Raw genomic sequence first — 22,969 nt, 5'->3', positions numbered from 1 at the left:
AACACGCCGCCACAGGCCGAAGGATTCGGCCCGCATCAGCCGCCGCCCCGTGTGCCCGCCGGCGCCTGCGAGGGCCGTCCCTCGACAACGCTGCCGCCGAGGGCATCGGCCAGGTCGTACGGCAGCTCCCCGTACGGCTGCCGTCCCGGGTCGACGACCACGCAGTGCAGTCGGGTGCGGTCCATGCCGCTGATGCGGGCGGCCACTGCCAAGGCGTCGTCCACACCGGCGCGCCCGACAGCGTCAGGGCTGGGGAGCCCTTCGTGGCTGACGTCCAGCGGCACATTGCCGCGGCCGTCGGTGACCACGACCAGCAGCGCCTCCGACTGTCCTGAGCTGTGGTGCTGGAAGGCGCGCCGCAGGGCGTGCCCGGCCTGCTCCAGGCCATGGGCGAGCGGGGTGCTGAGGCCCGGGGCGCGGCCCAGCGCGGCCGTGATCCGCGGGTCGAGGACACTGCGGGCGGCGAAGGCTTCGGCCCGTAACTCGTTGACGGCGCCCCGGCCGCCGATCTCGACGACATGGGCTGCGGCCCGGCTGGTGTACGCCCACTGCAGGAACGGTTCGAGCGCGTCGTGCCAGTCCCAGTCACCGCGGCACGTGTGGTCCAGCACCAGTGCCAGCAAACGCTCCGGCTCCGGGGCTCGTACGTACCCCCGCAGATCGGCGAGGGCGATGGCGAGCCGTTCCGGACTGCCGCGCACCACCTGGTACTTGGCGGCCTCCATCGCCGTACGGACGAAGGCGAGGTCCCACAGGTCGCCGGCGCGCCGGACACCGATGATCGCTCCGCGCGCGGCACGTGGTCCGGTGATGCGCCGGGGCGGGAGGCGCAGGGACGCGGCGTCGGGGGCCGGACCCTGGCGGTCCTCGGGGTAGGGGGCGCCGCCCGGGCGGGCGTCGGGGGCCGGGCCGGAGCCCATTGGCTCGGCCGGCCCCGCCTCCAGGACCGGTCGGCCCGCGAAGGCGCGCGCCGCCTGGCCGTCCGGACCGCCGCGGCCCGGGCCGTGCGGCTCCGGGCGCCGGGGCGGGTCCGCGGTGCCGGGCGAGGAGGGGACGCTGTCCGGGGCCGGACCGGGGGGCCGGGAGCTGGACAACTGCTGAACGGGGCTGAGCCCGATGAGGCGGGCAGCCTCATCGACGAGCTCGGCCGTCACCGTTCCCGCTCCGTCGAGGCGCGCCAGGGCACGGGCGATCCGCGCGAGCGCCAGCGCCCGGCGGTGACCGGCGGCCTCGCCGAGGAGTGCCCACACGCGAGCGGCGGCGGCGTCGGCCAGGGGCGGCGGCGGCAGCTGCGCAGCCCGATGCAGCGGGGTGCGCCAGGAGCCCGCTGTCGAGCCGCTCCGGTCGGCGCCCGGCACGGTACGGAGCCCGGCGGCGGAAAACCGTACCGGGAAGCGGTCCAGCAGGTGCGGGGAGATCCGTACGGTGTCCTCGGCCCGGCAGACGGCGAGCCAGCGAGCGCGGGGCCGCCAGCGGTGCCGCAGCCCGGAGTGCTCGACGGTGGCGACGTCGGCGCCGAGCAGCTGGACCGCGGCGCGCATGCCGGCGACGCTGAGCCGGGACAGATCGGGCACCACGACGAGCGACGGTTCGCCCGTGGTCTCGGTGAGCGGTCCGGGCGCCGGGCTGAAGCCGATGCCGCCTGATCCGTGCCGCAGCCGGGGGCGTATCCACAGCTCCTCGTCCCTGGTGGCGGCCCCGAGCACGATTCGCGGCACGAGGGCGCCGCCCGGCCGTCCTGCCGTTCTGCCGAGCAGCCCGGCGAACAGCTCGGTGACGGGTGCGACGAGGTCGTCGGGCAGGTCGAACAGCAGCACTCCTGAGAGGCCCGGTTCGACGGCGGCGCAGGCGAGGGCCGTCGGGAGCCGGCGGTCGGGGACGGGGGCGGGGACGGGATTCGCGGACATGGCGGCTCAGCCGAAGAGGTCCTTGACACGGGCGTCGTCCTCAGCCCCCCACACGTAGGTACCGCTCTGGCCGGCCTCGGGCCGCCGGTGGCGCAGGGAGAGCGGCAGAACTCTCCGTACGTTCGCGGGCGTGACGCGTCCCGATCCCTCCAGAGCCGCGAGCGCGCGGGCGGCCTGTGCGGTGACCAGTTCGCCGCGATGCCCCACGGCGGCGAGCCGGTGGGCCGCCTCGGCGCACAGTCTGCTGATGTCCTCGCCCAGTTCGACGCCGCGGAGTGCGTCCTTCGCGGCCAGTAGGGCGCGCCGGAGCTCCTGGCCCTCCCGCTCGGCATCCGTCCGCCACGACGAGGTGTCCTTGGCCAGCTCCTCCTCGAAGGCCAGCACCGTCATGATCATCCGGTGGCGGGCCTCGGCGTCCAGCTCGGTGGCAGTGACCATCAGTCCGAACCGGTCGAGGAGTTGGGGACGCAGCCCGCCCTCCTCGGGGTTCATGGTGCCGACGAGGCCGAAGGAGAGGTGCTTGGCCGCGGCGATGCCCTCGCGCTGGACGGAGAGCACACCGGTCGACACGACGTCGAGGATGATGTTCACCAGGTGGTCGTCGAGGAGATTGACCTCGTCGACGTACAACAGGCCTTTGGCATGGGCCTCTTCGAGCAGCCCGGGCTGTTCCTTCGCCTCGCCGCGCATCAGCGCGTCGAGCTCCCAGCCCCCTATGACCCGGTCGTCGGTCGCGTTGATCGGCAGGGTGACCGGGAGTTCGCCGTGCGACATGAGGGCGAAGGCGCGGACGACGGTGGACTTGGCGGTGCCGCGCTGACCGGTGATCAGAACGCCGCCGATGTGCGGGGCGACGAAGTTGAGCTCCAGGGCGAGCTTGAGCTCGGCCTGTCCGACGATGCGGCTGTACGGGAGGATCGGGATCGCCCCTAACGGGGTCCCGCTCACGAGTCCGCTCCCGCGGCGGGCGCGGAGGCCGGTCCCGCGACCCGGGTGGCGGTGACCGACGCCGCCTCCTCGCGGCCCGGCTGCCAGCGGAAGGTGACCTGGAGCTGAGCCTCGGCTCCGGCCTTCACCACGGCCGCCATCCCGGCGTCGAGCGTGATGGAGACCTGCAGCTCGATCTCGTCGGACCGCATCCCCTCCCCCAGATCGCCGAGCCGGCGCATGGCCTGCGACGCACAGCGCCGGGCCAGGTCGAGACCCTCGGTGTAGCTGTCCCTGGCAACCTGGAGGACGCGCTGGGCGGCGCCCTCGCGGGTCTCCTCGCCTGCGTAGATGTCGTCGACACTGCCGGTCTCGACGGCAAGCTGCCCCGCACGGCCGACCAGAACCGGTATCGGCCCGTCCTCCCCGGGCACGGCGGGTCCCACAAGAACCGTCATTCGCTCCCCCTCACATCATGTCCCGTACATGACTCCCGACTGACGGTGTCTCATCACTGTTCCCCGTGACACCGGTGCCAATCCCGCCCCGTGTGTGCGCGCGGGGCGGGCCGAGGTCAGATGATCGATGGCTCGAAGTCCCAGTAGGGCCGGTTCCTGGAGCGGGCGGAGACCGTGTGGACGTGCTGGGCGCCGAGTGTCGCGGCGAGGTCGTCGAGGGCTTCCGTCTCGATCTTGTCGGCGCGCTGCCGGTCCCGCAGCCCGCGCAGGTCCGCCGCGTGGGTGATCCGCGAGGAGAGGGTCAGCGGATGGGTCCTGCCCAGGGCCTCGGTGGCCCGGGCGATCGTGACCTCGGTGAGCTCGGCCGCGCTCTCCGGATCACCGACCAGGTTGCGCAGTGCGGAAGCGTTGATGGCACAGCCCAGTGTCCAGGGGTGCTGCTCGCCGACGGCCTGGGTCATGTCGGCGAGGGCCTCCTCGACGAGTGCATGGGCCTGCTCCCGGTCCCCGACGTTGCGCAGGATCAGGGCGTGGTTGCCCTTGGTGCCCGCGGTGTACGGGTGGCTCTCGCCGAGCATGTCCCGGTAGCCGGCGACGACCCGCTCGCTTATGTCCCGGGCCTGGTCGATGTCGCCGTGCTCGCGCGCGAAGCAGCACTGGCTCGCGGCGAACATCATGGTGAGCGGATCGGCCTCGCCGAGCACCCGCTCGCAGCGCTCCAGGACGCGGGTGAACAGCTCCTTGGCCTTGTCCCATTCGCCCATGCGGTACTGGCACAGGGCCAGGTTGTGCTCGGCCCGCAGGGTCTGCGGGTTGTCCCTGCCCATGACGATCCGGTGCACACGGACGCTCTGCGCCTGTAGCGACTCCGCCTCGCTGTAGCGGCCCAGCAGGCGCAGGTCCGTCGCGTAGTTGATCTCCGAGTACAGGGTCCAGGCGTGCCGTGCGAGCAGCAGCTGCCTGCGCGCCTCCAGGGTGCGCCGGTTGAGCTCGAGCGACTCCGTGTACCGGCCGAGCAGGCGGAGCGAAATCGCCAGGTTGTTCTGCGCGTTGAGCGTGCGCGAGTCCTGCTCCCCGAGCAGCTCCCGGTACGCGTCCAGCACCCAGCCGGACAGCTCCGCCGCCTCGTCGTACTGCCCGAGCCCGCGCAGATCGGCCGCGAGACCGCCCGCCGCGCGCAGATGCTCCAGGTCCTGCGGTCCCCGCTCGACTCGCAGATGGTCGACGGCGGCGCGCTCGATGGCCTCGGTGCCCGCGTAGTCGCCGACGGCGCGCAGCACATTGGCGTAGTGGTAGCTGAGGTCCCAGACCCGGGAGTGGGTCTCGCCGAGGAGTTCCTTCCAGGCGGTCATGGCCCGTTCACCGAGCTTGATGCCCGCCCGGTACTCGCCGGAGAGATACATGTAGCGCAGACAGTTGAGGACCAGCGTCTGGACGGCCGGCTCGGTGCTCTGCAGGACGTCCGCGTACTTGAGGTGCGGGGTGATCTCCGCGTACCTCGGCCAGAGCTGGGTGTCGGTGGGGCGGCCGGGGTCGGCGGCGGCGAGGGCTCGGCGGACGACGTCGGCGAATTCCTTCTGGTGCCGTTCCGGGATGTCCTTGTGGACGATCTGGTGGACCATGCGGTGCAGATAGAGCGCCTCACCCGATGACGGGGCCTCGTCGGAGCCCGCCTCGTGGGACTCGAGTCGCACCACCGAGTACTGCCGCAGCTGGCCGATCGCCCGGTTCCACAGCAGCGGGTCGTTCATCAGTCCGGTCAGCTGCTCGGGCAGCGCCCCCGACGGCATCTCCTTCAGCAGCCGTACGGGTACGGAGCCCGGGGCGAAGAAGGTGCACAGACGCAGCAGGTCGACGGACTCGGGGACGGTCTCGCGGAGCTTGTTCAACAGTATCGACCAGGCGGTCTGGAAGGCGAGCGGGAAGTCGGCCGAGACCTTCACGACGTCCTGGTCGATGCCGCCTTCGAGGAGCTCGATGTATTCGTCGACCGACATGTCCGAGTCGTTGAGCCAGCCCGCGGTCTGGTCGAGCAGCAGCGGCAGGTCCTCCAGCGCCTCCGCGAGCTGGTCGGCCTCGGCGTGGGTGAGGCGGGGCGCGCGGCGGCGGATGAAGGCGACCGACTCCACCCGGTCGTAGACCGGCACCTCCAGCAGGTTGCTGTTGTGCTCGCTCCACTCCGGGTTGCGTGACGTGATCAGCACGTGCCCGGGGCCGGTCGGCACGAGATCCCAGATGTGCTCGGGCTCGTCGGCCCCGTCGAGGACGAGCAGCCAGCGGGAGTACGGCTCGCCGCGGCGCAGCGCGTCACGCGCGGCGCGCAGCCGCTCGCCGTACTCGGCGCCGGTGGACAGGCCCAGCGCCGGCGCCAGTTCGGCGAGCTTCTGCCGGTAGGTGACCCGCTTCTCGGCGGACACCCACCACACCACGTCGTACTCGGACCCGAAGCGGTACACGTACTCGGCGGCCAGCTGTGTCTTGCCCACTCCCGACATGCCGTGCAGGGTCACGACGCCCGCACCGGAGCCCGCCTCCTGGAGGGCGTGGTACGCGTCGTTGAGCAGGCTCTCGCGGCCGGTGAAGCGCGTGTTGCGGCGCGGGACCCCGCCCCACACCTCGGGGGTGTCCGCGGGGTAGCGCGGGCCGCGCCGGTCGTCCGCGGGGTCGGGCAGCGGCTCGGTGGGCAGGTCGAGCCGGGCGAGGAGCCGCCGCTCGGCCTCGTCGGCGCCGACGTTGGTGAGGTCGGCAGCGCCGAAGACGGCGGTGGCCGCGGGGATGCGGGCGGTCGTGATGTTGACGGCAGCGAACCGGTCGGGGTCGTCGGCCACCACCTCGCGCAGCGCCCTGTTCCACTCGTCGTGGCTGCGCGGGCCGAGCTGGAAGTACCACTCGCTGAGCACGACGAGGATGCGGCCGGGGGCGAGCATCAGATCCCGGAGGGTCTCCTCCAGCGGGGTCTCGACGGGCGGGTCCCAGCGCTGGAAGACGACGCGCGTCCCGCGGCGCTCGAGACGGTCGCCGATCCAGGCCGCCCAGGCCCGGTTGAACCCGGCGAAACTGATGGTGACGGTCCGCGTCCCGGTGACTCCAACTTGCTTACGTGCTCCGGGCATTGAACCGTCTCCCTGATTTGTCACAAGCCTTACGAACATACACCCGCACCCGGCCTCCGCACCGCTGATGCGGTCCCCCGCTCACGTCCGTGGCGCCCCGTTCCGCTGGCACCAGATCACGCGCGCGGTACTGACATATGCCACTGCGCGCGCAAGGTGCCCCGGAGGAGGCGGATGATCAGCCAGATGGTCGTAGAGCTCGATCATGCCGTTGACGAGGATCCGGCCTTCGCGCGTCAGCGCTCCGGAGCCGGCCAGTACGGGCAGCACCGCTCCGACCTGCTCGCGGCAGCGGGCATGCTCGGCCCAGGCCATGTCGCGGTGCCGGGTGCTCCGGGCACCGAGCGCGAAGCGCTGCCAGTAGTCGGCCAGCGCGATGTGCGAGTACGCCCCTTGCAGCAGCCCGTCGAAGGGCCGGGGGTCGGACCGCCAGGGCGCGAAGTGCCGGGGTGTGGCGTCCTCGTGATGCAGCGGCACGAGCGTACCGAGCGCGGCCAGCTTGGTGTGCTGGAGCTCGTGGACCAGCGTCGACGCCATGAACGCCGGGGTCGACGGCTTGCTGCTGAGGACCGCGCCGAACGCCTCGCGCCGGGTGCCGCTGCAGTGCGCGGCCCCCTCGCCCGCGACCGTCGATCCGGGCGGCGGGGCGAGCGGGACCACACAGCGCAGCAGGACCACGGCCTCGGTCAGCCGGTGCGCGCCGCCGAGCCGGAGCAGCGGCTCCACACCGGACCAGGACTGGGCCCAGTCCTTGCGCTCGCGCTCGTCGAGACACGCGGCGGGCTTGAGCCCGTGCTGCTCCAGTCCCCCGCCCGCGGTGCGGTAGGGGTGGAGGTCGTCGAGGAGTACGGGCAGGGCGCCGGGCCGGACCGCGGGCAGGGTGAAGGCGGCGTGCCAGCGCGGGTCCTCGGAGAGGGCGCCGTCGGGGCCGATGCGTACGGTGAGGGGCGCCTCTGTCGGCTGACGTGCGGTCAACTCGCCGTCGGCGAACGTGAGCTCGATCGGTCCCGGGGCGGCGCGCAGTGCTCCCAGGAGCGGGAGTGCGAGCAGTCCGTCGCGGGCGGTGAGGCGGGGGGCCAGACGGGCGGTGAAGGGCAGACCCGCGCGGATCGCGCCCGCCGCCGCGACCGCCCCGAAGTGGTCGAGATCGGTGCGGAGCCCGGGAGTCGGGGCGGGTGCGGTCAGGCCGTACAGACAGCGGTGCGCCCAGGGCCCGATGAGCGGGTAGAGCAGCAGTTCGCGCACCGCGGCCCGGTCCACGCGCTCCGCGGCCTCCAGCAGCGCCCAGCCGTCTTCCAGCCGCTGGACCACCTTCGGCGGGCAGACGGCCTCGGGGGCGTCCTGCGCCGCGTCGAGGAGGGCCCGCAGCAGCACGAGCCGGCGGGTGTGCTGGTCGCGCACGAGCAGGCCCAGCGTCTCCGTGCCGCCTTCGGTTCGGCCGAGTTCGTGCAGGTCCCGGTCCTGGACGGCGGGGGCACCGGGAAAGGCGGGGACCTCGGCAGCGCTCATGGGGCGGCCCCCGCGGTCGCGTCGGCCAGCCGGCCCGCCACATGGCGGATGAGCCGGTCGAGGTCGGCGCAGTAGACGCTGCGATGGGTGAACCCGTGCCCCGCCCGGTAGCGGTGGGCGTAGTGACCGCCTCCGCAGACGGTGAGCACCGGGCACGCGCGGCACTCGGCGGCGAGCGCGGCGGCTCCGGCCTGACGGGCGGCGATCCCGGGGTGGGCCAGGGCCTCGTCGAAGGTGTGGCGGAAGACGTCGAGCCCGGTGGCGGCGGCGGTGTCGTACGCCGATTTCAGGGAGTCGACCTGCTCGATGGCGCCGTCGGTCTCCACGACGACGGCGTTGACGGGATCCAGGCCGAGGGATTCGGTGGCACCGGGCAGGCCGAGGAGCAGCGCGATGCACTCCTCGAAGAGCCGTATCCGGGTCTCGCGGCGCCCGGCGGGCCACCACTGGTCGAAGACGGCGACCAGCCAGTCGCCATAGGGGGTGAGGGATCGTTCGAGGGTCTTTCCCCCATCCCGCGCCTCAGGCGGCCCCCGGCGCTCCGGGTCCAGGCCAAAGGGCGGGCTGGTCCAGTTGCCGTGCGGGAGCAGCAGATCGATCGCGGGCGGCTTCAGCGCGAGCAGCGATGCGTACATCTCGACCGGGTCGGTCCGCGGGTCCACGACGGTGAGAATGCCCGCGTACGCGTCCGGATGGCGTTCGGCGAGCAGCCGGGCGCCGCGTGAGGCGGCGGGCCAGGACGGCCGCCCGGCGTGGTCGGTGCGCAGGGCGTTGTGGGCGGGCAGCCCGCCGTCGAGGCTGATGCCGATGCGGATGCCGTGCCGGGCGAGGGTGGTGACGCGGTCGTCGGTGAGCAGGGTGGCGTTGGTCTGCACGGTCGCGTGGACCGTGCAGGCGGACGGGACCCTTTCGCGTACGAGATCGGTGAAGGCCGCGAGCCGGTCGGCGCCCGCGAGGAGCGGTTCACCGCCGTGCAGGACGAGCGAGAGGTCGCCGAGGCCGTGCGCGGCGGCGTGCTCGGCGATCCGGGCCGCGGCGCGGTCGAGGACGCCGGGCGGGGCGGCGGCGGGACGGGTGCGCCAGGTGTGGTCGGGGCCCGCGTAGAGATAGCAGTAGCGGCACGCGAGATTGCAGCGGCCGTGCATCTTGACGATGAACTGCGCGAAGGGCACGGGGGGAACCGTCTTCCGAGACACTCCGGCACCCCCATGCTGTCCGGCCCCTGGCACGCCTTCCGGGACGGCCCCCGCTGCCGGTCCGAGGCGAGTATCCCTGGCGGACACGCCGGGCAAACGTCGGGCGGGGCACATTGTCCTGTTCAACGGGCCCGCGGGCCGAAACCGTGTGGGGTCCCGGCCGGGAGGGAGCTTCGAAAACGCTGCGGAGAGCGGTTCGGCACGTGGTTCAGAACGCGTTGTTGAAGCCCCACAGCATCTCCCGCGGCTGCTCGACCCTGCCCCGCAGATCCGCGAGCACCTCGGAGAGCACCGGGTGGTCCAGGGTCCGCAGCGCCTCCAGGTCGAGGCCCAGCAGATCGGGCAGTCCCTGCCCGCCGTCCGCCGGTCCCACCGCACCTTCTCGTACCGACTCACCCATCTCGTCTCCCCGTTGCCGTCGAGCCCGTCGCTCGAGTCGCTCGTGTCGGTTCTGTTGCTCTCGCCGTTTCCGTCGCTCTCGCCGCTCCTGCCGCCTATCGCCCCAGCTCGGCAAGACGCTCCGCGGTCGCTTCGCCTTCGGCTCCACCCTGGTCCGGCAGTTTGCGCCATTCCTGGGCGGCGGCCCGGTACGCCTCGCGAGCGGCCCTCGGCCGGCCCGCGTCCTCATAGGTCCTACCCCGCCAGTGGTTGGCCCTAGCATTCAACTCGACGGCCTGCCGGACCTGTTGCGGATTCTCCAGCTCCGCTTCGGCCTCCCTGGCGGACTCCGCAGCGTCACGGAACGCCTCGGCCGCCTCGTCGAGCCGGGCCGGCCTGCCCAGGCTGCGGTACGCCGCCAGTTGGGCCTTGCCCAGCTCCAGCCAGCAGCCCGCGGCGGTCAGCGGGTCGCGCGCCTCCCGTGCCGCGAGCCCGAAGAGGTGCTCGGCCTCCCTCAGGTCCACGCGGTCGTCGGTCGCCCTGTGCCGCAGCATGAGCGCGCGGCCCAGCATCAGCAGCCGCTCGGCCTGGCGGGCACTGCCGGCCGCCGTCTCCGTACGGCAGTCCCGGAGCACCCGTACGGCGGCGCCTGTGTGCGGGCGCCCGTCCGGGAGTTCCGCGCGCCGGAGCAGGGCGCTGCCCCACTCGGCGAGCAGACCGGCGTGGGCGCGGGAGTCGCGTGGCACACCGCGGGACGCGCGGCCGAACCACTCGGCGGCCCGCTCCAACTGAGCCGCATCGCCGGACCGTTCGTACCGCGCGACGCACACGCGCCCCGCCCGTGTCTCGAGTGAGGCGCGCAGCCGGGGCTCGCGGGCCGTCTCCAGCGCCTGCTCGACAAGGGTGCCTGCCTCGTCCACGCCGTCGCCGGAGCGGAGGAGGGCGTCCACCAGGTCCAGCAGTGTCCGCAGCTGGGTGCCGAGGGTCTGCCCGCCCGTGCCGCCCGTCGCGTCCGGCCGAACGCCGCCGTCGGACGGCGCGAACGCCTTGCGCAGCGAGCGCGCCGCCTGCTCCGCGTACACCCGGGACTGTTCGGTGTCGGTCGTGGCCCCGGACAGGTTCAGCAGGGCGCGGCCGTGGGCCAGCGGCAGGCTGAGCGGCCGGTTCTCCTGGTCGGGCCAGCCGTCCGCGAACGCCTCCAGCATCCCGACGGCGCCCTGCAGCAGAGCGCTGTCGCCGCCGAGCCGCCACTGCGCCTCCAGGGCACGCACCCTTTCCAGGGTGAGCCGCAGGGCCTCCGCGGGGTCGAGGCCGGGGGCCGCGCAGGCCGCGGTGTACTCACGGTCGGCGCGGCGCAGCAGCTCCAGGGCGCCGCGCCGGTCGCCGTGGCGCCGCCGGTCGTCGGCCGCGGCGTGCAGCACCTTGGCCAGTACGGCGCGTTCCCGTACGGCACCGGGATGCGCCGATGCGCGTTCGGCGGCCCGCTCGGCCTCGCGCAGCAGCTCTCCGTCGCCCTGGACGTCCCACAGGCGCAGCAGACAGCGGGCGAACTCCGCCCACAGCTCCGGGGCGGGGCCGGGCCCGGCCTGCTGCTCGCGCTCGACGGCGCCGCGCAGCAGCTGCACGGCGTCCATCAGGTACTGCACCATGCCGTCGGACTCGAACTGCCGCAGCAGGGCGCGGGCGCTCTCCAGTGCGGCGCCCGTCGCCCGGCCGGGGGCCGCCGCCCCGCCGGGCGGCGTGCCGGTGCGCGGCGCGAACTGCTCCGGAAGCGGCAGGAACCGCTCCAGCACGCGTGCGGCGACCTCGGCGAAGGGGTGCGGGACGCGCCGGCCGGCGGCGTCCCCGTTCTCGCTGTCCCCGTTCTCCCCCTCCCCCTCGCCGCCATACGCGAAGTCGTCGCCGGCGCCGCCGCCCGCCGCGTACAAGGAGCGATGCCGCCCGTCGTCCAGCTGGGCGAGGGCGAGAGCCGGGAAGTTCGGCCCGCCCTTGCCGAACCGCTGCTCGACGTACTCGGAGCAGTGCTTCAGCACGAGGAGCGCCTCGTCCCTCCCCAGCGGCCCGAGCAGCGCCTCCCGCACGCCGGGCATGAAGGCGTACCACTGCCCGTCGTCCCTGCCGTCGCCGCCGTTCCCGGCCCGGGTGAGCAGTCCGCTCAGCAGGACCTCGGCGAGTTCGGACGGGCCCGAGTCCGGCAGCATCGTCCGCTGCACGAGCTGCATCACCGGCAGATGGAGCGGCGCCGCGGCCAGATACACGGCCAGCTGTCCGGCGTCCGGGGACGCGGCCGACCGGAAGTTGCTGACGAGCTGGAGCGAGGAGAGCCGTCGGCCGGCTCCGGGTGCCGGAAGCGCCTCGTGGTCCGTCCGCACCCAGCCGACCGCACCGGAGACCCGGCCCGCGCCGGTGCCCGACAGCAGCGTGGCCCAGGCGCCGAGCGCGGGCGCCACCGGCGGCAGGACGGGAATCGGGAGTTCGCCGCGCCGCGTCCGGGGCGGTGCGGCTCCGCCCGCCTCGTCGCCGACCCTCAGCACAGCGGCTCCCGCGACGCCTTCGCCGCGGGACAGCACACCGTAGGTCACGGGCAGCCGGGTGCGGTTCCACATCCGCTGCGGCAGCGGCTGTACGACGGCGGCGGGCGCCTGCCTGGCCAGCTGGTGCAGCAGCCGGTGGGCCCGGCCGCTGCGCCACAGCGGTCCCGCGCAGTCGCTGAGCAGGACCGTGACGCGGCGTCCTGTCGGATCGCTGAGCCGGTCGGCCGAGTGCAGGGGCGCGGCGGCCGGGTCGAGGCTGCGGCTGACGACGGGCGAGCCGTCGGGCCCCTCGTGCAGATACCGCACCCGGACATCCCTGAAGGCGCCCAACTGGCCGAAAATCTGCTGGAGTTCGCCGAACAGCCGGTTCCACACCCGCATCGAGGACGAGGCGTCCATGACGAACTGCAGCAGAGCGTCCGCCCGCCGGACCCCGCGGAACACCGGGATGATCAGTCCTCCCGCGCGGGCGCTGAGCTCCGCGGTCTCCGTCTCGTCCAGGGTGCGGCGCAGCGGTGCGGCGGCGGGCCGGTAGCGCTGCAACGGGCGCAGGGCGCGCTGCAGTTCGAGGGGCGCGGGCAGGCTGGGGGCGGCGGGTACGCCGAGGGGAAGTGCCGCGGAGCCCGGCCGGCCCGCCCTCGCCTTCGGCCCGTTGCGCGGCGGTACGGGATACAGGGTGATCCGCCGGTCGTCGCCCGTGGGGCCGGGCCCCGGAGACGCCGGCACGCCGGCCGGCGGGACTTCCGTGGCAGCCGGGAGCGGGTCGGCCCGGGGGCCGGTGTCGCGGTCGGGCGGAGCGGGGGTGGTGGGCCCGGGCCCGAGTCCGGGGTCCTGTTCGGGACGCCGGGTCCACTGGGCCAGCCAGAGGGCGTCGCAGAGCTGCTCGGCGTCCGGGTCGAGGCCGAGTTCGCGCAACCGGGCGACGAACGCGGGCAGCAGCCCGCCGCCGTGGGCCTTCGGGCGCTCGTCGTCCGGGCGGCCGTCGTTGACGCGGGGGGTGTCGGGACCGCCTCCCGGCGGGCCGCCCGTTCCTGGTCCCTGCCGTGCAACGGCGTCGGGCATCAGCGCATCACCTCGGCCGGTCGAGTCGCTGGATGAGCAGTTCGGCGAGGCGGTCCCGGCCGGCGGGCGCGGCGGCGTCGGTGAGGTAGATGGCGTTCAACAGTTGGTCGGTGGCGAGGAGTTCACTGCGTGACCGCTCCAGGAAGTGGGCGATGAGGTCCTCGCCGGAGCGTGCCGCCTCGTCGCCGAGGTGCGCGCGTACGAAGGTGGCGAGCCGCTGGTGGTCGGGGCGGCCCAGCTCCAGATGGATGCACCGGCGCATCAGGGGCGCCGGGAAGTCGCGCTCCCCGTTGCTGGTGAGGACGACGAACGGGAAGGCCCTGCACTGCACCCGGCCGCCCTTCACCGTCGCCTTGCCTCCGTCGTGGGTGAGGACGCGGGCCTCGCCGCCGGGCAGCCGGTCGGCGATCCGTTCCAGCTCGGGGATCTCGAACTCCCCCTCCTCCAGCACGTTGAGGAGGTCGTTGGGCAGGTCGATGTCGCTCTTGTCGAGCTCGTCGATGAGCAGCACCCTCGGCCGGTCCGACGGCAGCAGCGCCGTGCCGAGCGGTCCCAGCCGGATGTAGCTGCCGATGTCGTCGGCGGGCCGCTCGCCTGACGCGTCCGCGCTGTGGGCGGCGATCTGCACGTCCTGCAGCCGGGCGATCGCGTCGTAGCGGTAGAGCCCGTCCTGGAGGGTGGTACGGCTGACGACGGGCCAGCGCAGCACGCGGCCGAGCCCCAGCTCGTGCGCGACGGAGTGGGCGAGGGTGCTCTTGCCCGCGCCGGGGCTTCCGGTGACCAGGAGCGGACGCCGCAGATAGAGGGCCGCGTTGATCATTTCGAGCTCCTCGGCGCCCGGCCTGTGGAGTTCGGCCTCGTGCCGGTAGCCGCCGAGGCGCCGGTCGGCGGAGACGTCCGGCTGCCGTCCGGGGTCGCCGTTCGTGTCGGCGGCGTCGTGGCGGCCCGCGAAGTCCCGCCAGGGAGGCGGGGGCGGCAACTGCTCGATGCCGTCGTGAGGTTCGCCCGCGCCTCGGTAGATGAGCCACTCGCTCGGTTCGCTCATTGCGTGTTCCTCGTCGTCGCTCGCGTCACTGGCGTCACTGGCGTCACTCGGGTCACTGGCGTCACTCGGATGCAGGGGTTGGGGCAGCCGAATGTGCTTCACGGTAGCGATCCGTTGTACGGGCCGTAAGGGGAGGACCGGCCTGGCCGTTCACGGCGCCTCCAGCAGCTGTCCGGAGCCTGGCAGGGGATGGTGCGGGTCGTCGTAGAGCAGGGCGATCCCGTCCGACCAGTACGTCTCGGTGCGCCCCGCGAGCACCCCGCGTCTCAGGTCGTACACCCTGCGCGGGAGTCGGTCGGCGGTCCCCGCCTCGGTGAGCGTGTCGGCGGCCCGCCGGTGGAACTCCGAGCAGACCCCGTCGGACCGGTCGACGTCCGCACCGCGCCGCCACAGGGCGACGCCGAAGCCGCCGTCGAGCACGCGCACGAGTCCCGCGGCGGACTGCGGGTCGGGCCGCGTCCCGAACCGGCAGAGCACCGGCACCGTCTCGTGCGCCAGCGCGCGCAGCTCCGCCGGCTCGGGGACCTGCACCCGCAGTCCGTCCTCGCAGTCGACGACGGCGGCCCGCATCACGGCGGTGCTCGTACGGGTCCAGCGCGCCAGGCGCTCCGCCGCCCTCTCGCCCGTCGGCGGCGGTTCGAGATCGGAGCAGCGCACCACCACGGGGCGTACGGCCCCGAGCGGTGGCCCGTGCGGCGGTACGCGCCAGTTGTCGACGTCGAGCCCGAGCAGCGCCCGCACCGTCGCGACCTGCAGCACCGCGGGGCTGTCCGGCTCGTCGCAGCGGCGGAACGCCTCGGCGAGGGGTGCGGCGATCCTGGCCGGGAGGGCTTCGAGGGCGGTGCCGTTGCTGTCCTCGGCGACGGGCAGGACGTCCCCGGTCGGGCGGGCGACGCCGATCCGCCAGTCGTAGCGGTCCCGTTCCCAGCCGCGCGGCTCCAGCTCCAGCAGGACGAAGGGGCGTTCACCGTGCCGCGCGGAGTCGGGCGCGGGTCCCGGCGCGGGGGTGCGGTGGTGCTCGTGGTCCGCGCGGTGGCTGTGCCACTGGTGGGCGAGTTCGCCCCGGACCTCCCGGGTGAGCCGGTCGTCGGCGACCCGCTTCACCCACTCCCAGAGGGACTTCTCGGCGGTCAGGGCGGAGGGTGCGGCATAGGGCCGCTCGGCGGCGATGACGCCCATGCAGTAGCGCAGGACCAGCTCCAGTGCGCCGTCCCCGCTCGTGACCTCGTACAGCGCGCCGAGTCCGTCGCGCCAGCCGCGCGGTGCCGGACCGTGGTCGCCCGGCCTGCTGCCGGGCAGCCCCGACAGCAGGCCGAGGAGACTGTGGGTGCTGACCGGCGGCGGGAACTCGGCGAGCCGCCCGAGGAGGTCGATGCGCTGCTGCGGGCTGAGCACCCGCCCGGCGGACCCGGGGCGCAGTTCGCTCTGCACGTCGGCCCAGGTCCGGTCGGCGCCGACGGGGCTGGTGTGCCGGTCCGCGTGGTAGCGGTCGTGGGCGTGGAAGACCGCCTGGTAGACGTCGTCCGTCTCGGCCGCGATCGCTCCCGTGGGCACGGGCAGCGAGCGGAGCCGCTCGACCCCGATGGAGGTGCCGCCCCTGCCGGTGTCGAGACGCGACTTCAGGACGCCGACGACCTCACCGCGCGCCAGATCGACCGCGGGCCCGCCGGAGACACCCGGCACCAGCCAGTCCCCGTCGAGCCGGATCTGCTCGTCGGCGTCGGCCCAGCCGCCGAACGTGCCCATCACCTCGCAGCGCCCGGTGAGCCGCTTCGGCCGCCCGTCGGCGACGGTCCACCCGGCGTAGAGCACATTGCCCCCGGCGAACAGGGCGCCGGGCCGCTCGCTGACGTACACGCAGGCATGCTCGACGGGCCTCTGCAGCCGGACGAGCGCGAGATCGGGGGCCGACCAGCCACCGGGCCGCACTCCGGAGGAGTCGTAGGCACGGTACGAGCCGTACGCGTCGTGCGAGCCGTACGCGTCGTGCGAGGCGTACGGATCTGCGGGCGCGGACCGGCGGCTCTCGGGCAGGGCGGCGACGACGGTGCCGCGGACCGAGGTCTCGCCACGGCCGGGGGCGCTCTCGAAGACGATGTCCACCTCGCGCCCCTCCCCCTGCATCGCGACGTGCGCACATGTGAGGACCCAGCTCGGGGCGACGAAGAAGCCGCTGCCCAGGAAGCCTCCGCCCGCTCCGCCGGGGCCGCCAGGAGCATGCCCCGGCTCGGTCCTGTGGATACGTACGGTCGCGGCCATCACGAGGTTCATGAGCGCACGGCGCGTCCGTTCCGGAACGCCCCCTGCGCCCCCGTCCCGCCCTTCGTTCATGATCCGTCGCCGCCGGGCGGCGTGGAGCCGTCCGGGTGCACCGGTGCGCCGGGCGTGCCGGGCGGCGTCCAGCCGTCGGTGACCGGCGGCGCGGGGGGCATCGGCGGGACGGGCGGAGTCGCCGTCTGCGGAGGCACGGGCGGCGCGGGCGGGGTGTCGACGGGCGGGCCGCCGTTCCAGGTGAGCGTGACCTTGATGGCACCCTTGGCCTCACCGTCCGCGAGCAGTCCGACGACCTTGCCCGCCTTGGCGGTGAGCTCGATCCCGAACTCCACGCTGACCTCGTCGGGCCGCACCGCGCGCAACGGCTCGGCGAGCGACCGCGCGACGCCGGTCACGACCCCGTGCAGGCTCTCGACCCTGGCCTGCATCTGGTCCGCGAACCCGGTGTCGCTGTACGACAGCCCTCCGGGCGCTCCACCGGGCCCGCCGGGCATGGACGGTCCGCCGTGCGTGGACGGCCGTGGCTCCTCCAGCTCCTCGGCACCGTGGATCCGGGCCCAGACCGGTGTACCGTCCGGCAGCACAATGCGCGTGATGCGCGCCTCAGAGTCCCCCATGGCATCCCCCGTTCCCCCAACTCCCCGCAGATTAACCCCGGTACGGGGCCGACGGGGGCGTCACCGGGCAGGACGCCGGGAACGAGCCCCCGGTTCGGGCCGGAACGGGCCCGACGGGGACATTAGGCTGTTTCCCATGTACTTCACCGACCGTGGCATCGAGGAGCTGGAGAAGCGGCGCGGCGAGGAGGAGGTCACCTTCGAGTGGCTCGCCGAGCAGCTGCGGACGTTCGTCGATCTCAATCCCGACTTCGAGGTCCCCGTCGAGCGCCTCGCGACCTGGCTGGCACGGCTCGACGACGAGGACGACGAGGAGTAGCCCCCGTCCCCCGCGGTCGGGCCGGGCAGTCGGCCGGGCCGCTCGCCCGGCCCTGCGGTCACGGCCCGCCGGGGCGCGTGCGCAGGCGGTCGTAGACCAGGCCGAGGACGCCGTGGGCCAGCAGGATCGCGCCCGCCGTGGTCCAGCCGGGGCTGCGGCGCGTGAGACCCCACGCCGCGAGGGGGAGGCCGGCGACGAGCTGGGCGGCGGACAGTGCACGGGCGGTCGGGCCGACGAGGTACGGGCCCAGGGGGCCGGCCTCGACCGCGTCGAGCTCGGCCCGGACCGTGTCGCGCCAGCCGTGCCATTCGACGGGCTCGGCGCCGGGGAGGACAGGGGCGACCGCGCGGAGCCGGTCGGCTCCTTCGCCGGGGGTGAGGCCCACGGGCAGCGCGAGGCCGGTGCCGGCCAGGACCGCGACGAGGCCGACGAGCCGGGCGTGGGCGTCCGCATCGGGGTCGGGGCGGGTCAAGGGCTCCAGTGCCTGCACGTCCAGGACAGGGTCGAGGCCGAGGCGGGCCGCGAACGTCCGCATCGCCTCGTCCTCCCCGGCCGGGGTGCCGTCGGCGAGCCAGATGTAGCCGACGGTGCGGCGGAAGCCGGCGGCGAGCGTGTAGCCGGCCCGGTCGGCGTCCCACCACAGGGCCAGGACCGGCCAGTTCGCGCCGACCGCGAGGGCCGTGGCCCAGCCGGTGAGGACCCGGTCGACGGGCTCCGCGCCGGTCAGCCAGGGCTTGCCCTCCGGGACGAGCACGCTCCAGCCGTCGCCGGCCGGGGCGAGGAGGAGCTGCTCGCGCAGGAGATGGGCCGAGGGCCGCACGGCGGCCGGCTCGGCCCGGCAGAGGAGCAGAGCACCCACGGATGTCGCGTCCATGCGCCATACGCTAGGGCACTTTGCCTCCTTTGATGCGCATTGCATTCGGCACCCTTGACTTCCTCTGCTCGCGATATATCGTATCGAGCAGGAGACGCGATATGTTGCGTCCGGGCAGGCCCGGGAGGTCAGCACCATGCCAGACTCGACGTGGACAGTCGCCGAGCCCCAGAAGCTCGCGTTCGACGAACCCGTGACGTCGTTGAACGTACGCATCGTCAACGGCACGGTGAACGTCATGGGTACGGACGAGAGTTCCGCCCGCCTGGAGATCTCCGCGATCGAGGGCCCGCCGCTCGTCGTGCAGCGGACCGGGTCCACCCTCTCCGTAGCGTACGAGGACCTGCCCTGGAAGGGCTTCCTCAAGTTCCTCGACCGCAAGGGCTGGCACCGCAGCGCGGTGGTCTCCCTCGCCGTCCCCGCCGACGCGGCCGTCGAGGTCGGCGTCGTCGGCGCCGGAGCGGTCGTCTCCGGCATCCGCGGGCGCACGGACGTGCGCGGCATCAGCGGCGACACCACCCTCGTCGGGCTGTCCGGCACGGTCCGGGCCGAGAGCGTCTCCGGCAGCCTGGAGGCCCAGGCGGTCACCGGCGACCTGCGCTTCAGCTCCGTGTCCGGCGATCTGACGGTGATCGAGGGCGCGGGTTCGTCCGTACGGGCGGACTCGGTCAGCGGCGCCATGGTGATCGACCTGGACGGGACTCCGACGGATATCCGGCTCACCAATGTCTCCGGCGAGGTCGCCATCCGGCTGCCGCACCCGGCGGACGCGCGCGTCGAGGCGAACACGGCGAGCGGGTCCGTCTCGAACGCCTTCGAGGACCTGCGGGTCAGCGGGCAGTGGGGCGCCAAGAAGATCACCGGCACGCTGGGCACGGGCAACGGCACCCTGCGGGCCACGACCGTGTCCGGCTCCATCGCCCTGCTGCGGCGCCCGCCCGCGGAGCACGAACCGTACGAGGATGCGAGCGCCCCCGGCGACGCACCCGCCAGCGACGCGCCCACCGGGAAGGTGCTCTGACATGCCACCCGTCTTCGCCCACGGCCGCCTGCGTCTGTACCTGCTGAAGCTCCTCGACGAAGCTCCGCGCCACGGTTACGAGGTGATCCGCCTGCTGGAGGAGCGCTTCCAGGGGCTCTACGCACCGTCCGCCGGCACCGTGTACCCGCGTCTCGCCAAGCTGGAGGCCGAGGGCCTCGTCACACACGCCACCGAGGGCGGGCGCAAGGTCTACTCGATCACCGACGCCGGGCGCGCCGAGCTCGCCGGGCGCAGCGGTGAACTGGCCGACCTGGAGCTCGAGATCCGCGAGTCCGTGTCGGAGCTGGCCGCGGAGATCCGTGACGACGTGCGGGGTGCGGCGGGGAAGCTGCGCAGCGAGATGCGGGCGGCGGCCTCGGCGACCCGGCGCGGCGACGCGGACGGCCACGGGGGCCACGGGGGCGGCGGCTCGGGCTTCGACGAGGGCGAGACGTGGCGCGCGGCGAAGGAGGAGCTGCGGCGGGCCAAGCAGGAGTGGAAGGAACAGGCACGGCGGGCGAAGGACGAGTCGCGGCGGGCCCGGGAGGACGCGCAGACCGCGCGTCGCCAGGCCAAGGAGGCGCAGGAGCGGGCGCGCGAGGAGGTCCAGCGCATCGCCCGCCAGGTCCAGGACCAGGTCCAGGGCCACTTCGCGCGGGGCGACTGGCCGACAGGGGTACGGGAAGGGCTCTCGGAACTCACGTCCCAGCTGGGGAACATGGCGCGGGGCACGGCATCGCCGCCGTACGTCAAGCCGGAGCCGGCGGAGGCGGACCCCGACTGGGCGAAGGACGCGACGGGTTCGGACGACCCGGCGCGCGACCTTGAGCGCCTGCTGGACCGCTTCCGCGACGACATCCGCGACGCGGCCCGCGACCACGGCGTGACACCGGCCCAACTGGGCGAGGCCCGCCGCCATCTGTCCACGGCCGCGGCCCACATCACGGCCCTGCTGCGTGGCGGGGGCGCGGGCTGACGCTCCCGACCCGGCGCCACAGTCCCGGACGCCGTGTCGCGCCCGGGGCGGTGCTCGTCGGGGTCGTCCCGTGCCGTGACGGCATCCGGCGTGTCCCTCCACAAGCTCCCCTTATACGCCCTGCCGCCCTGCGGCGCGGGGGGACCCCGGACGGGCTTGCTGGGTGTGTGGGGCTGGCCCGTGGCGTGCGGTTGCCGCCGGGGTCCGCTCCGGGGGCTCGTGTCCCGGACAGTCGGTCCTCACCGCGCTCCGCGCGAGCTGCGGGCGCCTTTACGTCCCGGACACGACCCCTACGCGTCCCCCTTCGGTGTGCCCAGGTGGGCTGATCCCCGGTGGGCGGGAGCCCCGTGGTTCGTGGGCAGTCGTTCCGCTGGAGGACTCCGTTGGGAAAGGGACGAACCGCTGGCCGTGGCGGCCACTTTGACTCACGGATCCGCAGGTCAAGTGATCCACTCCCAGCCAGAGTGCGAGCCAGGATGTCCGCCCCGTCCTTTTGCCAACGGAGTCCTGGAGGGTGGGGCTTCCCACGCCCGGAGGGCTTGGGGGAGGGTGGGCACAAACCACCCACCGGGCCGCACGCGGACACGCACACCCTGCGAACGCTCAGCCCGAAGGGAACATCGCCCGTTCCAGCGTCGTGTACGTCGCGCCGTGGTCCGCGAGGACCTCCGCCACGATGCCCGGCCCCGTCGCCAGGGCCAGCAGGATGTGCTCGTCACCGATCACACGTTCCCGGCGGCCCACGGCGATCCGCAGCGACTTCACCAGGGTGTCCTTCGCCTCGCGCGAGTAGGGGCGATGCCCCGACCGCCCAGCCTTGCCCCCAGCCCTGCCCCCGCCCTTGCGGTCGCCGGCCAGCGCGCCCGCGCCGTGCGCCTCCTCGACCCGGGCGACGATCTCCGCGACGTCGATCCCGAGCCCGGCCAACGCCTCGCTATCCGCTTTGGAGAGCCCGGCCCGCCGGCGCGCGTCCGCCAGTGCCGATTCCACCGAAGCGCGCCGGTCCGTGATCCCGAGCGACCGGAAGGCGAACGACGCCTTCGTTCCCTCCTGGTCCAGCAGCGCCAGCAGCATGTGCTCCGTGGTGACGGAGGCCGCGCCCGTCCGTTCCGCGTGGACGACCGCGCCGGTCACGATCGTGCGGGCACCCTGTGTGAACCGTTCGAACATCACAGCCTCCCGTACTTCTTGTGCACGGCCTGCCTGCTGACACCCAGCTCGGCCGCGATCTCCTGCCACGACCAGCCCTGATTGCGGGCGCTTCTGACCTGGACGGCTTCGAGCTGCTCCAGCAGCCGCCGCAGCGCGGCGACGGCCCGCAGCCCGACCCGCGGGTCGCGGTCGCCCGCCCGCTCGGCGAGATCGGTTGCTTCGGTCATGGCGTCAACCTACATTGACAGCCCCTCCCCGTCAACCCCGGTTGACACTCACCGTCACCCGCGCACCCGGTCGCGCGTACACACGCTCACCCAGCCGCACACCCCCGGACACCGTCACCCGCCACCCCGCCGCGCTCGGCGGCAGCGAGAGCTCGGTGACGTACCCGCGCGCGTCGTACGAGAGGCGGTACACCCCTGCCACCGGATCCCGGCTCTCCGCGCGCACCACGCCCGCGACCGCCCGCGCGTACGGCGCCGAGGTCCGGGAAGGCGGTGCATGGTAGACCTCCGGCACGATCGGGAAACGTGCCGGAGATCCCATCAGCGCACCTGACGGTCCATCAAGAGTTCGTCAGGACAATCTTGCCGAACAGCTCACCGGACGCCATCTTCTCGAAGCCCTCCCGCGCCCGGTCCAGCGGCAGCACCTCGTCGATCACGGGTCGTACGCCGGTCGCCGCGCAGAAGGCGAGCAGGTCCTCCAACTCGTCCTTCGTCCCCATCGTCGAGCCGACGACCTTCAGCTCCAGGAAGAAGATCCTGGTCAGCTCGGCGTGCGAGGGGCGGTCGCCGCTCGTCGCGCCGGAGATCACCAGCGTGCCGCCGGGTCGCAGCGACTTGACCGAATGCGACCAGGTGGCCGCGCCGACGGTCTCGATGACGGCGTCCACGCGCTGCGGCAGCCGCGCGCCCGGTTCGAAGGCGTCGACCGCGCCCAGCTCGACGGCCCTCTTGCGCTTGGCCTCGTCGCGGCTGGTGGCGTAGACGCGCAGTCCGGCCGCCTTGCCGAGCGCGATCGCGGCGGTCGCGACACCGCCGCCGGCGCCCTGGACGAGGACCGAATCCCCGGGGCGCACCCCGGCGTTGGTGAAGAGCATCCGGTACGCGGTCAGCCACGCGGTCGGCAGGCAGGCGGCCTCCTCGAAGGAGAGCTCCTTCGGCTTCGGGAGGACGTTCCACGCCGGGACGGCGACCTGTTCGGCGAAGGTGCCCTGGTACCTCTCGGTGAGGATGGAACGGGGCTCGTCCGGGCCGACGCCGTGGCCGGTCTGGCCGATGACCGAGTGGAGCACCACCTCGTTGCCGTCCGCGTCGACGCCGGCGGCGTCGCAGCCGAGGATCATCGGGAGCTTGTCCTCGGACAGGCCCACCCCGCGCAGCGACCACAGGTCGTGGTGGTTGAGCGAGGCGGCCTTGACGGTGACGGTGGTCCAGCCGGGTCGTACCTCGGGGGCCGGGCGTTCGCCCAGCTCAAGGCCGCTCAGCGGCTGGTCGCGGTCGATGCGGGCGGCGTAGGCAGCGAACATGACCTTGACGATAGGCCGGGCCACGGCCCGACGGAACCGCGCACCGGTGTGACGCACACCCTTTTGCACCCCG

19 protein-coding genes are annotated in these 22,969 nt (G+C 73.7%); 3 read left to right on the top strand and 16 right to left on the bottom strand.

Annotated features, from left to right (window positions below):
- Window positions 1–35: 35 nt before the first annotated feature.
- The 11 genes from ACWCP0_RS23015 to ACWCP0_RS22965 all read right to left on the bottom strand — a co-directional run bounded on the left by ACWCP0_RS23015 (window position 36) and on the right by ACWCP0_RS22965 (window position 17,020).
- Window positions 36–1,907 (bottom strand): hypothetical protein, encoded by a 1,872-nt coding sequence (locus ACWCP0_RS23015; RefSeq protein WP_451080682.1) that lies wholly within the window; start codon window positions 1,905–1,907, stop codon window positions 36–38.
- A 6-nt stretch (window positions 1,908–1,913) separates the two neighbouring features.
- Complete coding sequence (locus ACWCP0_RS23010; protein WP_451080681.1) at window positions 1,914–2,855, bottom strand: AAA family ATPase; 942 nt, start codon at window positions 2,853–2,855, stop codon at window positions 1,914–1,916.
- Window positions 2,852–3,292 carry a CU044_2847 family protein gene (locus ACWCP0_RS23005; RefSeq protein ID WP_451080680.1) on the bottom strand — a complete coding sequence of 147 codons (441 nt, stop codon included), beginning with the start codon at window positions 3,290–3,292 and terminating at the stop codon, window positions 2,852–2,854. The genes ACWCP0_RS23010 and ACWCP0_RS23005 overlap by 4 nt, the downstream gene beginning before the upstream one ends.
- Window positions 3,293–3,408: 116 nt before the next feature.
- Window positions 3,409–6,405 (bottom strand): FxSxx-COOH system tetratricopeptide repeat protein, encoded by a 2,997-nt coding sequence (gene fxsT, locus ACWCP0_RS23000; RefSeq protein WP_451080679.1) that lies wholly within the window; start codon window positions 6,403–6,405, stop codon window positions 3,409–3,411.
- An 81-nt stretch (window positions 6,406–6,486) separates the two neighbouring features.
- On the bottom strand, window positions 6,487–7,914 hold the full coding sequence (locus tag ACWCP0_RS22995) for an aKG-HExxH-type peptide beta-hydroxylase (RefSeq protein WP_451080678.1): 1,428 nt from the start codon (window positions 7,912–7,914) through the stop codon (window positions 6,487–6,489).
- Window positions 7,911–9,086: an FxsB family cyclophane-forming radical SAM/SPASM peptide maturase gene (locus tag ACWCP0_RS22990; RefSeq protein ID WP_451080677.1), complete on the bottom strand. Its 1,176-nt coding sequence runs from the start codon at window positions 9,084–9,086 to the stop codon at window positions 7,911–7,913. Before ACWCP0_RS22990 ends, ACWCP0_RS22995 begins: the two co-directional genes overlap by 4 nt.
- 232 nt (window positions 9,087–9,318) lie before the next feature.
- On the bottom strand, window positions 9,319–9,510 hold the full coding sequence (fxsA, locus tag ACWCP0_RS22985) for an FxSxx-COOH cyclophane-containing RiPP peptide (protein ID WP_451080676.1): 192 nt from the start codon (window positions 9,508–9,510) through the stop codon (window positions 9,319–9,321).
- A 94-nt stretch (window positions 9,511–9,604) separates the two neighbouring features.
- On the bottom strand, window positions 9,605–13,084 hold the full coding sequence (locus ACWCP0_RS22980; RefSeq protein WP_451080675.1) for an SAV_2336 N-terminal domain-related protein: 3,480 nt from the start codon (window positions 13,082–13,084) through the stop codon (window positions 9,605–9,607).
- Window positions 13,085–13,091: 7 nt separating this feature from the next.
- Entirely contained in the window at window positions 13,092–14,129 is a 1,038-nt protein-coding gene (locus ACWCP0_RS22975) for an AAA family ATPase (protein ID WP_451080674.1), read from the bottom strand.
- Window positions 14,130–14,279: 150 nt separating this feature from the next.
- Entirely contained in the window at window positions 14,280–16,400 is a 2,121-nt protein-coding gene (locus ACWCP0_RS22970) for a VMAP-C domain-containing protein (RefSeq protein ID WP_451080673.1), read from the bottom strand.
- 56 nt (window positions 16,401–16,456) lie between these two features.
- Complete coding sequence (locus tag ACWCP0_RS22965) at window positions 16,457–17,020, bottom strand: CU044_2847 family protein (RefSeq protein ID WP_451080672.1); 564 nt, start codon at window positions 17,018–17,020, stop codon at window positions 16,457–16,459.
- A gap of 136 nt (window positions 17,021–17,156) precedes the next feature.
- Between ACWCP0_RS22965 and ACWCP0_RS22960 the strand changes: the two genes are divergently transcribed.
- Window positions 17,157–17,339, top strand: coding sequence for a DUF6104 family protein (locus tag ACWCP0_RS22960; RefSeq protein ID WP_005312030.1), 183 nt, complete (start codon window positions 17,157–17,159; stop codon window positions 17,337–17,339).
- A 58-nt stretch (window positions 17,340–17,397) separates the two neighbouring features.
- Here ACWCP0_RS22960 and ACWCP0_RS22955 read toward each other — a convergent pair whose 3' ends face one another.
- A complete protein-coding gene (locus ACWCP0_RS22955) occupies window positions 17,398–18,213 on the bottom strand; it encodes a hypothetical protein (RefSeq protein ID WP_451080671.1) in 816 nt (271 codons plus the stop codon).
- Between the two features lie 136 nt (window positions 18,214–18,349).
- Here ACWCP0_RS22955 and ACWCP0_RS22950 point away from each other — a divergent pair, with 136 nt between their 5' ends.
- Together ACWCP0_RS22950 and ACWCP0_RS22945 are read left to right on the top strand one after the other, a co-directional pair.
- Window positions 18,350–19,234 carry a DUF4097 family beta strand repeat-containing protein gene (locus tag ACWCP0_RS22950; protein ID WP_451080670.1) on the top strand — a complete coding sequence of 295 codons (885 nt, stop codon included), beginning with the start codon at window positions 18,350–18,352 and terminating at the stop codon, window positions 19,232–19,234.
- Window position 19,235: 1 nt separating this feature from the next.
- Window positions 19,236–20,210 carry a helix-turn-helix transcriptional regulator gene (locus tag ACWCP0_RS22945; protein ID WP_451080669.1) on the top strand — a complete coding sequence of 325 codons (975 nt, stop codon included), beginning with the start codon at window positions 19,236–19,238 and terminating at the stop codon, window positions 20,208–20,210.
- A gap of 603 nt (window positions 20,211–20,813) precedes the next feature.
- Here ACWCP0_RS22945 and ACWCP0_RS22940 read toward each other — a convergent pair.
- Genes ACWCP0_RS22940 through ACWCP0_RS22925 form a run of 4 tightly spaced genes read right to left on the bottom strand, consistent with a single transcriptional unit; the run spans window position 20,814 to window position 22,896 of the window.
- Window positions 20,814–21,380: a Clp protease N-terminal domain-containing protein gene (locus tag ACWCP0_RS22940; protein WP_451080668.1), complete on the bottom strand. Its 567-nt coding sequence runs from the start codon at window positions 21,378–21,380 to the stop codon at window positions 20,814–20,816.
- Window positions 21,380–21,589, bottom strand: a complete 210-nt coding sequence (locus tag ACWCP0_RS22935) for a helix-turn-helix domain-containing protein (RefSeq protein ID WP_451080667.1) — start codon at window positions 21,587–21,589, stop codon at window positions 21,380–21,382. The genes ACWCP0_RS22940 and ACWCP0_RS22935 overlap by 1 nt, the downstream gene beginning before the upstream one ends.
- Before the next feature lie 31 nt (window positions 21,590–21,620).
- Window positions 21,621–21,911: a hypothetical protein gene (locus ACWCP0_RS22930; RefSeq protein WP_451080666.1), complete on the bottom strand. Its 291-nt coding sequence runs from the start codon at window positions 21,909–21,911 to the stop codon at window positions 21,621–21,623.
- Between the two features lie 19 nt (window positions 21,912–21,930).
- The gene (locus tag ACWCP0_RS22925; RefSeq protein ID WP_451080665.1) at window positions 21,931–22,896 is read right to left on the bottom strand and encodes a zinc-binding dehydrogenase; all 966 of its coding nucleotides are present in this window, start codon (window positions 22,894–22,896) and stop codon (window positions 21,931–21,933) included.
- Window positions 22,897–22,969: the final 73 nt, after the last annotated feature.

The organism is Streptomyces sp. NPDC001970, from assembly GCF_053594115.1.
The sequence above is the reverse complement of the archived record's forward strand: the minus strand, read 5'-3'. Positions and strand labels throughout refer to the sequence as shown.

Coding starts and splice junctions, on each gene's coding strand:
- ACWCP0_RS23015 (WP_451080682.1), bottom strand. CDS start 1,907: ATGTCCGCGAATCCCGTCCCCGCCCCCGTCCCCGACCGCCGGCTCCCG.
- ACWCP0_RS23005 (WP_451080680.1), bottom strand. CDS start 3,292: ATGACGGTTCTTGTGGGACCCGCCGTGCCCGGGGAGGACGGGCCGATA.
- fxsT (WP_451080679.1), bottom strand. CDS start 6,405: ATGCCCGGAGCACGTAAGCAAGTTGGAGTCACCGGGACGCGGACCGTC.
- ACWCP0_RS22995 (WP_451080678.1), bottom strand. CDS start 7,914: ATGAGCGCTGCCGAGGTCCCCGCCTTTCCCGGTGCCCCCGCCGTCCAG.
- fxsA (WP_451080676.1), bottom strand. CDS start 9,510: ATGGGTGAGTCGGTACGAGAAGGTGCGGTGGGACCGGCGGACGGCGGG.
- ACWCP0_RS22980 (WP_451080675.1), bottom strand. CDS start 13,084: ATGCCCGACGCCGTTGCACGGCAGGGACCAGGAACGGGCGGCCCGCCG.
- ACWCP0_RS22975 (WP_451080674.1), bottom strand. CDS start 14,129: ATGAGCGAACCGAGCGAGTGGCTCATCTACCGAGGCGCGGGCGAACCT.
- ACWCP0_RS22970 (WP_451080673.1), bottom strand. CDS start 16,400: ATGAACCTCGTGATGGCCGCGACCGTACGTATCCACAGGACCGAGCCG.
- ACWCP0_RS22965 (WP_451080672.1), bottom strand. CDS start 17,020: ATGGGGGACTCTGAGGCGCGCATCACGCGCATTGTGCTGCCGGACGGT.
- ACWCP0_RS22960 (WP_005312030.1), top strand. CDS start 17,157: ATGTACTTCACCGACCGTGGCATCGAGGAGCTGGAGAAGCGGCGCGGC.
- ACWCP0_RS22955 (WP_451080671.1), bottom strand. CDS start 18,213: ATGGACGCGACATCCGTGGGTGCTCTGCTCCTCTGCCGGGCCGAGCCG.
- ACWCP0_RS22950 (WP_451080670.1), top strand. CDS start 18,350: ATGCCAGACTCGACGTGGACAGTCGCCGAGCCCCAGAAGCTCGCGTTC.
- ACWCP0_RS22945 (WP_451080669.1), top strand. CDS start 19,236: ATGCCACCCGTCTTCGCCCACGGCCGCCTGCGTCTGTACCTGCTGAAG.
- ACWCP0_RS22940 (WP_451080668.1), bottom strand. CDS start 21,380: ATGTTCGAACGGTTCACACAGGGTGCCCGCACGATCGTGACCGGCGCG.
- ACWCP0_RS22935 (WP_451080667.1), bottom strand. CDS start 21,589: ATGACCGAAGCAACCGATCTCGCCGAGCGGGCGGGCGACCGCGACCCG.
- ACWCP0_RS22930 (WP_451080666.1), bottom strand. CDS start 21,911: ATGGGATCTCCGGCACGTTTCCCGATCGTGCCGGAGGTCTACCATGCA.
- ACWCP0_RS22925 (WP_451080665.1), bottom strand. CDS start 22,896: ATGTTCGCTGCCTACGCCGCCCGCATCGACCGCGACCAGCCGCTGAGC.